8 protein-coding genes and 2 pseudogenes are annotated in these 10723 nt (G+C 66.5%); all 10 read left to right on the top strand.

Annotated features, from left to right (window positions below):
* The first annotated feature begins 228 nt into the window (after positions 1-228).
* Entirely contained in the window at positions 229-2505 is a 2277-nt protein-coding gene (locus JCM9942_RS05645; protein ID WP_054658278.1) for a TonB-dependent receptor, read from the top strand.
* Between the two features lie 50 nt (positions 2506-2555).
* Positions 2556-3248: a Fe2+-dependent dioxygenase gene (locus JCM9942_RS05640; protein WP_054658277.1), complete on the top strand. Its 693-nt coding sequence runs from the start codon at positions 2556-2558 to the stop codon at positions 3246-3248.
* Positions 3233-3955 carry a tetratricopeptide repeat protein gene (locus JCM9942_RS05635; protein WP_083468426.1) on the top strand — a complete coding sequence of 241 codons (723 nt, stop codon included), beginning with the start codon at positions 3233-3235 and terminating at the stop codon, positions 3953-3955. The genes JCM9942_RS05640 and JCM9942_RS05635 overlap by 16 nt, the downstream gene beginning before the upstream one ends.
* A gap of 110 nt (positions 3956-4065) precedes the next feature.
* Entirely contained in the window at positions 4066-4470 is a 405-nt protein-coding gene (locus JCM9942_RS05630; RefSeq protein ID WP_054658275.1) for a hypothetical protein, read from the top strand.
* A 118-nt stretch (positions 4471-4588) separates the two neighbouring features.
* A pseudogene (locus JCM9942_RS20500) lies at positions 4589-6999 on the top strand (TonB-dependent receptor domain-containing protein).
* Between the two features lie 124 nt (positions 7000-7123).
* The gene (locus JCM9942_RS05620; protein WP_157722794.1) at positions 7124-8203 is read left to right on the top strand and encodes an acyltransferase family protein; all 1080 of its coding nucleotides are present in this window, start codon (positions 7124-7126) and stop codon (positions 8201-8203) included.
* A gap of 205 nt (positions 8204-8408) precedes the next feature.
* Positions 8409-8875, top strand: a pseudogene (locus JCM9942_RS05615) (PepSY-associated TM helix domain-containing protein); the annotation flags it as partial.
* Between the two features lie 105 nt (positions 8876-8980).
* Entirely contained in the window at positions 8981-9502 is a 522-nt protein-coding gene (locus tag JCM9942_RS05610; RefSeq protein ID WP_054658271.1) for a DUF2271 domain-containing protein, read from the top strand.
* A gap of 25 nt (positions 9503-9527) precedes the next feature.
* A complete protein-coding gene (locus JCM9942_RS05605) occupies positions 9528-10334 on the top strand; it encodes a DUF4198 domain-containing protein (RefSeq protein ID WP_054658269.1) in 807 nt (268 codons plus the stop codon).
* 44 nt (positions 10335-10378) lie between these two features.
* Positions 10379-10723: FAD:protein FMN transferase (locus JCM9942_RS05600; RefSeq protein WP_172675052.1), on the top strand; the 345-nt coding region annotated here is incomplete at its 3' end.

The raw sequence follows: 10723 nt of genomic DNA, 5'->3' as shown, positions 1-10723 counted from the left end.
AAACCGGCGTCCGGCACGCGCAGCGTCGCCTCCAGGCCTATCCGCTGGATCCGCCTCTGCGCCTGCTCAATCCCGGCAACGCCCCGCCGCGGGCCTGAGCCGTCTGCTGCTGCCCGCCATCCTGGCCGGGTGCGCCCCGTTGCTGTCGCGCTTTCCGATCTGAACCGCCTCGACCCTGCCGTTGCTCCGCCAGGCTGTCTGCCGTTTTTTCCTTTCCAGAGCCCTTCCATGAACTCCATGCGTACCCCGTTGACCTCCGCCCTGCTGTTTGCCATCGGCAGCCCACTGGTTGCCCACGCCGCACCCGAGGGCGCCGCCGATGCAGACCAGCGCAAAGCCACCGATCTGGATGGGGTGCATGTCCGCGGCAGCTGGTTCAACCCGTCCTCGCCCAAGTTCACCGCCGAGCTGCTGGATACCCCCAAATCGGTGTCCATCGTTTCGGACAAGCTGATCGCCGAAACCGGCGCGACCAGCCTGCAGGATGCGCTGCGCATGGTTCCGGGCATCACCTTCGGCGCCGGTGAAGGCGGCAACCCGACCGGTGACCGGCCTTTCATCCGCGGCTTCGATTCGCAGAGCAACATCTTTGTCGATGGTCTGCGCGACGTCGGTTCGCAGACCCGAGAGATCTTCGACCTGGAACAGGTCGAAGTGGTCAAAGGCCCGAGCTCGGCCTACGGCGGCCGTGATTCCGGTGGCGGCAGCCTCAACCTGGTCAGCAAGACCCCGAAGCTGAAGAACGAAACCAGCGCCAGCATGGGCGTGGGTACCGACCGCTACGCCCGCGGTACCGTGGATGCGAACTATGTGCTCGGCGACGGCGTGGCGGCGCGCCTGAACCTGATGAAGCACGAGTCGGACATCGCCGGCCGTGATGCGGCCAATGTCAGCCGCTGGGGCATCGCGCCGTCGATCGCGTTCGGCCTGAACGGCCCGGCGCAGGTGATCGCCAGCCACTACCATATGGAAACCGACGACCTGCCCGATGCCGGCGGCTTCCCGTACAGCAATCCGTTCACCAGCGGCCCCAATGTCGCGCTCAATGGCGACGGCAGCCCGCTGGTGCCGGACCGCAACAACTACTACGGCCTGAAGGACCGCGACTTCCAGCACACCCGTGCCGACATCAGCACGCTGGATGCCAGCTACGACCTCGGCGGCCACAAGCTGCGCAACATCGCGCGTCTGGGCAACACCAGCAACGACTACCTGTGGACGCAGCCGGACGACAGCAAGGGCAACCCCAATCTGTACGGCACGCTGTGGCGCCGCACCAACAGCCGCGCGGTCGATGTGAAAAGCTTCGTCGACCAGCTGAGCCTGACCGGCCGCTTCGAGACCGGCGCGTTGCAGCACAGCTACAGCGCCGGCGTCGAGTACAGCGACGAGAAGATCAGCCGCGGCAGCTATCTGATGTCACCGGGCACCAACAACCCGCTGACCAATGGCACCAGTTGCCCGAGCACCGGCGCGGCCACCGGTTACAACTGCACGGACTTCAACAATCCCAATCCGAACGATCCATGGTCGGCCAACCAGACCGTCTACCGCAGCGACAAGGCGGCCGACGTCCGCCAGAGCACCAGGACCCGCTCCGCCTACCTGTTCGACACCATCGAATTGAACCCGCAGTGGTCGGTCAATCTGGGCCTGCGCTACGACGACTACTCCACCAAGCAGGTCACACCGGTGCCGGGTGCGGCGGCAACGGTATTCCGCAATGACAGCGACTTCATCAACTACCAGGCCGGCGTCGTGTTTAAGCCGGTGGCCAACGGCAGCCTCTACCTGTCCTACGGCACCTCATCCACGCCGCCGGGCATGGACGGTGGCGACGGTGCCGATGGCATCTCTCTCGCCAATGAGGACCTGGATCCGCAGGAGACCCGGAACGTCGAGCTGGGCACGAAGTGGGACCTGTTCGGTAACCGCTTGAACCTGACCGCCGCGATCTTCCATACCGAGTTGAACAATGCCCGCGTCCTCATCGACAACGGCACCACGCAGAACGCGGGCAAGAAGGTCATCGACGGTTTCGAGCTGGGCTTCACCGGACAGCTCAGCGACAACTGGAGCCTGTACGGCGGCTACACCTGGCTGGATTCGGAGTTGAAGGATGGTGGCTACGTCTGCGCCGTAGCCGGCCGCACCTGCCCCAGCGGCATCTACGTGCCCTCGCCGAACAACGGCAACGTGTTCCCGAACACCGCCAGGCACAGCGCCACCCTGTGGACCAGCTACACGCTGCCCTTCGGCCTGACCCTGGGCGCCGGCGCCAGCTACTCGGACAAGCAGTACGGTGATGTGGCCAATACCAAGTGGATCCCGAGCTACACCCGCTGGGATGCGATGGCCAGCTACGCCATCCAGGACAACATCAGCCTGCAGTTGAACGTGCAGAACCTAACCGATAAGACCTATTTCACCAAGGCGTATGCCTCGCACTACGCGGCCATCGCCCCGGGCCGCGCCGCGACGCTGGCCCTGAATGTGAAGTTCTGATTCCCCTCGCCCCCGGCCGCCTGCCGGGGCTTCGTCCACAAGGCAATCCGATGCTGCTGCACATCCCCGACGTACTCACCCGCGACCAGGTCGCCCAGGCGCGCCAGCGCCTGCACGAAGCGGGCTGGGCCGATGGCAAGGCCACCGCCGGCTACCAGTCGGCGCAGGCCAAGCAGAACCTGCAGCTGCCCGAATCGGACCCGGCCGCACGGGCGCTGGGCTCGCTGATCCTCGATGCCCTGGGCCGCAACGACACGTTCTTTGCCGCCGCGTTGCCACGCCGCATCTATCCGCCGCTGTTCAACTGCTACCGCGAAGGCCAGACCTTCGGCTTCCACGTCGACAACGCGGTCCGCTACGACCACATCAGCCGCGCGGGGGATCCGCAGCCGGTGCGTACCGATCTGTCGGCCACCTTGTTCCTGTCCGATCCGGACGAGTACGAAGGCGGCGAGCTGGTCATCGAGGACACCTACGGCAACCAGCGGGTGAAGCTGCCGGCCGGGCATATGGTGCTGTACCCGGGCACCAGCCTGCACCAGGTCACCCCGGTGACCCGCGGCACACGCATCGCCTCGTTCTTCTGGACCCAGAGCATGGTCCGTGACGACGGCCACCGCCGCCTGCTGTGGGAGCTGGATCTGTCGATCCGCCGGCTGACCCACGACCATCCGCAGCACCCCTCGCTGGTCAGCCTGACCGGCGTGTATCACAACCTGCTGCGGCAATGGGCCGAGGCGTGAGCGCAGCCGGACAGAACCTGCAGACACTGCTGCTGCAGCTGCCCGGCAACCCGGCGGCGGTCATGGCCGAACTGGAGCGGCGCGCGCAGGATGGCGAGGTACTGGCCCAGTTCGTACTCGGCCAGGCCTGCATGGAAGGCCGCGCCCGCCCGGTCGATACCGGCGCCGGCATGGCCTGGTTCGAACGTTCCGCCAACGGTGGCCTGCCGCTGGCGATGAACATGCTCGGGCGCTGCCACGAGTTGGGCCAGGGCACGCCGGTGAATCTCGAACTGGCCGCGGTCTGGTATCGACGGGCTGCGGACAGCGGGCTGGACTGGGGCATGTACAACCTGGCCAACCTGCTGGCCACCGGCCGTGGAATCGGCAAAGACGAAGCCGCCGCCTACACGCTGTACCGGCGTGCGGCCGAAAGCGGCCACGCCAAATCGATGAACCTGGTCGGCCGCTGCCTCGAAGAAGGCACCGGTGTGATCGCGGATCCGGTCGCCGCACCGGACTGGTACCGCCGTTCGGCCGAAGCGGGCGACTTCCGCGGTCAGGCCAGTCATGCCTCGCTGCTGCTTGCCGCCGGCCATATCGACGAGGCCGCAGATTGGCTGCGCAAGGCGCTGGCGCAGGGAAGCCCGTCGTTTCTCGCACAGATCCGGCCGCAGCTGGCGGTATCCCCGCATCCGCAGATCCGGGCCCTGGTGGCGTCCATTTAAGCGACACCAATCGATATCAATTCTCATTTGCACAAGTGAACGAATCCCATCTACAATGCCGCACCGCAAACGCCAGCGCCCCGCGCCGGCCATGCAATCAAGGGATTCCCGTGCAGCATCCGCAAAGCCAGCCGCCCCTGACCACCACACACGCAACCTTGCGCGTGTCGATGGCGGCATTGGGCATGCTGCTTCTGTTGGCGTTGGTGGCCTTGCTGCTGCAGGACACCCCGCGCCGGTCGCTTGCCAGCGACGCTGACAGCGTTACGTCCATCACCGGCGCACCACCGGCGGGTGACGAGGACCAGCTGCAGGAAACCCGACCGGCCAAGTTGCGCCGCGTGGTCAAACCGCATGCGATGCCGGCTGCGCTGAGCGGGTCCACCGGCCAGGTGCTGGCGTGCTTGAACGCCGCCGTTGCGGCGCGCTCGTTGATCCCTGCCTCAATCATGGACGTCGCCCGCCCGGCACCGGGGCGCCGGCAACAGCGCGGTCAGGCGCCTCCGCAGGTCTGACCGGTCCTCTACGGATCGACGCCGCCGTCTCACCCTCCTTCCCCGCAGCACCCGGCGCATGCACTACCTGCCTGCGACTGCGCAGTGCGCCCCGCTTTCCGAAATCCGAGGTCCCTCCATGGCTCTGCGCCATCGCCGTTCCGTGTCCGTTTCCCGCCACCTGCTCGGCCTCGCCGTGCTCGCCGCCCTCAGCGCCACCGCGCACGCCAGCGGCGCGCCCACCACGCTGGACAAGGTGGTCGTCACCGCTACCGGCTTCGAGCAGAAGATTCCCGAAGCACCGGCCAGCATCAGCCTGATCTCGCGCGAGGAGCTCGCCCAGCGCCCCTACACCAGCCTGATCGATGCGCTGCGTGACGTCGAGGGCATCGACGTGGGCATGGAAACCACCGACAAGAACGGCCGTGCCACCATTTCCATGCGCGGCATGCCATCGGAGTACACACTGGTGCTGATCGACGGCCGCCGCCAGAGCAACGTCGGCAGCCTGTACCCGAACAACTTCGGTGGCGGCCAGTTCTCCTACCTGCCGCCGCTGGATGCGATCGAGCGCATCGAAGTGGTGCGAGGCCCGATGTCGACCCTGTACGGCTCCGATGCGATGGGCGGGGTGATCAACATCATCACCCGCCGCAACCAGGACCAGTGGCAGGGCTCGATCACCCAGGGCTTCACCGTCCAGCAGGAAAAAGAGTTCGGCGACGTACGCACCACCGACCTGTATCTGACCGGGCCGCTGGTCAAGGACACCTTGGGCGTGGCGATCCGCGGCAGCTACTACGATGCCGACGAGTCGATGCCCGAGTGGGACCCGCTGCCACTGCCGGATGGCTCGATGTGGGAGCGCAGTCTCGGCTTTGGCGGCGGTGGCAAGGCGGTGGCCAACACCAACTGGAACACCGGCATCCGCCTGGACCTGAGCGCGTTCGAGCACAACGCGTTCTGGCTGGACTACGACGTCTCGCGCCAGAAGTACGACAACCGCAAGGGCCAGACCGGTACGCTGGACAGCTTGAAAGCCTGTGGCGCAGCGGCACGGCGACCATCCCCAACCCCAGCGGCAGCGGCACCCTCAGCAGCCGCGTGGTGCAGCCGCGTGTGGGCTATACCGCCTGGCAGCGCTACGAGCGTGACCAGCTGGCGCTGACCCACCAGGGCCGCTACGAGTTCGGCACCTGGCAGAGCAGCCTGACCCGCCACACCACCAGCAACCTTGGCCGCTCGCTGCCGCTGACGCTGGATGAGCGCGCGCAACTGCAGGGGTTGTGGAACGATGTCTGCGCGCGTCGCGGCCAGGCCGCCCACTGCAACATGACCTCCGGCAACCTGAGTGTGCTCAATGCCGACGAGCTGGCGCGGTTGTCAGCTTTCCTGCCGCGGCCGCTGCGCACGATGGAGCTGGACGGCTATGTGCTGGACACCAAGCTGGACATGTCAGTGGGCAACCACCAGCTCGCCATCGGCGGCCAGTACAACGACACCGACATGACCGATGGCGTGTTCGGCATGGATGGCGGCGGCTACAAGGACAACGTCAAGCAGAAACACCGGATGTGGTCGGTGTTCGCCGAGGACAACTGGGCGCTGACCGGCACCCTGACCGCCACGCTGGGTGTGCGTTACGACGACCACAACATCTTCGGCAGCCACGTCAGCCCGCGCGCCTACCTGGTGTGGGAAGCCAACGATGCGTGGACCGTCAAAGGCGGCATCAGCACCGGCTACAAAACCCCGCGCCCGGACCAGCTGTTCCCCGGCGTGGTCGGTTTCGGCGGCCAGGGCGTGATCCCGCAGGTCGGCTCACCGCACCTCAAGCCCGAAACCAGCACCAACTACGAAGTCGCCGCCTATTACGAAGGACAGCGCTGGAACTTCAACGCCACCGCGTTCTTCAACAAGTTCGACGACAAGATCGCCAGTGGCGGAACCTTCGCCAACTGCGAGGTGGCACCGGCCGACGGCAGCTATTGCGTGGATGTCGGCCCGGGTTGGGCGGCGCTGGGCTACAGCGCTTTCACCCAGAGCGTGAATATCGACAAGGCCGAGACCCGCGGCGTCGAACTGGCCGGTCAGATCGACCTGCTGGACACGCTGCAGCTGCGCGGTAACTACACCTTCACCCAAAGCGAGCAGACCAGCGGCAGCGCCAAGGGCCAGCCGATCTCGGGTAACCCGGCCAAGCACATGGCCAACGCCAACCTCACCTGGCAGGCCAGTGATCGCATCAGCCTGAGCCTGATCGGCGAAGGCCGCTACGACCGCTACCGCGACACCCTGGTCTCCAGCGTCGGCGGTGTCAGCCGCTCGACCGTGCGCTACTACGCCGACTACACCACGTTCCATCTCGGTGCCAGCTGGAAGGCGAACGACTGGCTGACCGTCAACGGCCGCATCAACAACCTGTTCGACAAGGACTTCGTCTCCCAGTCCTGCGTGCTGGCCTCCGATACCGAGTACAGCTGCGTGGACGACTACGCGGTGAAGGAACAGCGTCGCAGCTTCTGGATCTCGCTCAACGCCCGCTTCTGACACTGCCGATGCAACCGAACAAAAGCCCGCCCTTGAGGCGGGCTTTTGCTTTTTGCGTCCGCTTCCCCGCACCATGCGCGGCCGCAGTTCCACAACCACCAACCGCCCACTGCAGATCCCGCGCATGACCAGACCGGCCACGTTCTTCTCCATCCAGGCGCTGCGCGGTATCGCCGCACTGATGGTGGTGCTGTTCCACCTGCGCATCGTCGAGGGCAAGTATGGCCAGGACGGCAACCTGCTCGGCGCGATGTTCGCCTACGCCGACAGCGGTGTGGATCTGTTCTTCGTGCTGTCCGGCTTCGTGATGACCAGCATCGCCGCCGGCAGCTATGGCTTGCCCCGCAATGCCGGCGACTTCCTCGCCCGCCGTGGCTGGCGCGTGCTGCCGCTGTACTGGTTCTACACCACGCTGGTCGTGGCCCTGATGCTGCTGATGCCGGGCATGGCCAACAGTGCCTACCAGGACCAGAGCATCCTCGCCTCCTATCTGCTGTGGCCGCAGGCGCAGCTGCCGCTGCTGACCGTGGGCTGGACACTGATCCACGAGGCATTCTTCTACCTGCTGATGGCGGTGGCGATCGCGTTCGCGCGAGAACGGCAATTGCCGTGGCTGTTGCTGGGCTGGGCGGCGGCGACCCTGCTGGCCCACGGCATGTTGGGCGCCGGCATCGCGCCCTGGGCCGCCGTCGCGTCCAGCCCGTTGAGTCTGGAGTTCATCGCCGGTGGATTGATCGGGCTGTACTGGCGCCGTCTGCCGGTCGGCTTCGCGCTGCCGCTGCTGTTGGGCGGTGCTGTGCTGCTGGTCGCGGCGATGCTGCACCTGGCCGCGGCTTATCCCGAACATCCGCCGGTACTGCGCCGGGCACTGCTGTTCGGCGTTCCGGCCGCGTTGCTGGTGCTCGGTGCGGTGCGCTGGGAGCATGCACGCCAGCCACGGCTGCCGGCCTTACTGCTGGCAGTTGGCGACAGCTCCTATTCGCTGTACCTGGGCCACGTGTTCGTGATCTCGGCAACCGGCCGCCTGTGGCAGGCCAGCGGTTTGAACCATGCGCCGTGGCAGCATGCGCTGTTCATCGCGCTGACGGTGGTGGTCTGCGTCATCGCCGGCTGGCTGTCGTGGAGATGGCTGGAGCTGCCGCTGCACCGCTGGACCCGCACACGCAAGCCTTCGGCACGCACGCTGCAGGCCGCACAGGAATAAGCGGTACGCACCGGGACAGCGGAAAATACAAATTGCGAATCATTCTCATTCATGATGTAATCACGGCTTCCTGATCACTCCCACCCGCCACTTGTCTCCCCAACGCGCCTCCGCCAACGCCGTGCAGCAACAGGCCAACCGTGGCTTCTGGTTGCGCACCTTGCATCAATGGCACTGGATCAGCTCGGCGGTGTGCCTGATCGGCATGCTGCTGTTCTCCCTCACCGGCATCACCTTGAACCACGCTCGAAGATCGAGGCCACCCCGCAGGTGCACAACCACAAGCTCGAACTGTCCGCGCCGCTGCTCGAAGCGTTGGGCGCGCGCGAGGAAGGCAATGCGCCGTTGCCGGGCAAGGTCGCCGACTGGCTGTCGCGCGAGCTGGATGTCTCCCTGGGCAAGCGCGAGGCCGAGTGGTCGGCCGAAGAGATCTACCTGTCCATGCCCGGCCCCGGCAGCGATGCCTGGCTGAGCATCGACCGCGAAACCGGCGCGGTGGAGTTCGAGAAGACCCGCCGCGGCTGGATTTCCTATTTCAATGACCTGCACAAGGGCCGCAACGCCGGCCCGGGCTGGGGCTGGTTTCTGGATCTGTTCGCGGTGGCCTGCCTGGTGTTCTGCATCACCGGCCTGTTCCTGCTGCATCTGCATGCGCGGCAGCGGCGCATGACCTGGCCGCTGGTCGGGCTGGGCCTGCTGATCCCGCTGCTGATCGCCCTGCTCCTGATCCATTGATCCCGCTCTCCCCTAGAACGCATCCCTCCCCGGAGTCGCACCATGCGCGTCACCCTGACCATCGCCCTGAGTGGCCTGATCGCCACCGCTCCGGCCGCCTACGCCGCCAGCCTCGACGTCAACGTCGAAGTGCCTAAGCTCAACGTGGCCGAATACCACCGCCCGTATGTGGCGGTGTGGATCGAAGGCGCGGACCAGAAGGTCGCCGCCAACCTGTCGGTCTGGTACCAGCTCAAGGACACCGCCGAGGGCCATGGCACCAAGTGGCTGCCGGACCTGCGCCAGTGGTGGCGCAAGAGCGGCCGCACCCTGCAGGTGCCGGTGGATGGCGTGACCGGCCCGACCCGCCCGGTCGGCAAACACCAGCTCAGCTTCAGCGACCGCCAGCCGCAACTTCGCGACCTGCCCGCCGGCCAGTACACGCTGGTGGTGGAAGCCGTACGCGAGGTGGGTGGCCGCGAGCTGGTCAAGATTCCCTTCAGCTGGCCAGCCCGCAGTGTGCAGAACGGCCGTGCCCAGGGCACTTCCGAGCTGGGCACGGTCACCCTCGCCGTCAAACCCTGATTCGCCCTACTACCGGAGCCAACCGATGAAGCGTTCCCTCCTGCTTGCCGCCACCATCGCCGCAGCGCTGCCCTTCTCCGCCGCCGCCCACAAGGCCTGGCTGCAGCCGTCGCAGACCGTGATCGCCGGTGCCAACCCGTGGATCACGGTGGACGCGGCCGTGTCCAACGACCTGTTCTATTTCAACCACGTGCCGCTGCGCATCGACAATCTGCTGATTACCGCGCCCGACGGCAGCAGCGTGCAGCCGCAGAATGTGGCCACCGGCAAATACCGCAGCGTGTTCGACGTAGAGCTGACCCAGCCCGGCACCTACCGTCTGGCCAACGTCAACGCCGGGCTGATGGCCAACTGGCAGGAAGACGGCAAGCCCAAGCGCTGGCGCGGCACCCCGGAGAAGTTCGGCGCCGAAGTGCCGAAGAACGCCAAGGACCTGAAGGTCTCCGAGACCGCCGGCCGGGTCGAAACCTTCGTCACCAACGGTGCCCCGAACGCCACCGCGCTCACGCCGACCGGCAAGGGCATGGAGATGGTCGCCCTCGGCCACCCGAACGATCTGTTCAGCGGAGAGGAAGCCACCTTCCGCCTGCTGGTGGATGGCAAGCCGGCCGCCGGCCTGGAAGTGGAGATCACCCGCGGCGGCACCCGTTACCGCAACGCGCAGGAAGAGATCAAGGTCACCACCGATGCCAGCGGCGAGTTCGCCGTCACCTGGCCGGAAGCGGGCATGTACTGGCTGGAAACCGGCAGCGAAGACAACAAGACCTCGGTGCCGCAGGCCAACGTGCGCCGCCTGAGCTACGTGGCCACGCTGGAAGTGCTGCCGCAGTAAGGACTCCAGGCCCGGTCGCCACGGCGCGCCGGGCCGCTCTCTCCATGTCTAGCCAATCCGACATCGCCGCCCTCGGCGGCCACACCATGGGTACCCGCTGGAGCGTGAAGCTGGTCGCCCCGCGCCGCCGCGACCTGCATCCGCTGCATGCCGGCATCCAGGCAGAGCTGGACCGGGTCGTGGCGCAGATGAGCACCTGGGAAACCGAGTCGGACATCAGCCGCTACAACCGCGCCGCCGCCGGCAGCTGGCAGCGGCTGCCGGAAGACTTCTGGCAGGTGCTGGTCGCCGCGCATGATATCGCCGAACGCAGCGATGGCGCGTTCGATCCGAGCATCGGCCCGCTGGTCGCACTGTGGGGCTTCGGTGCCCAGGCCGGCGCGCAGCGT

Origin of the sequence: Stenotrophomonas pictorum JCM 9942, from assembly GCF_001310775.1 — a bacterium.
In the GTDB taxonomy this organism is placed as follows: Bacteria; Pseudomonadota; Gammaproteobacteria; order Xanthomonadales; family Xanthomonadaceae; genus Stenotrophomonas; species Stenotrophomonas pictorum.
Note: the sequence above shows the minus strand (reverse complement) of the source record. Positions and strands in the feature narration are given on the sequence as shown.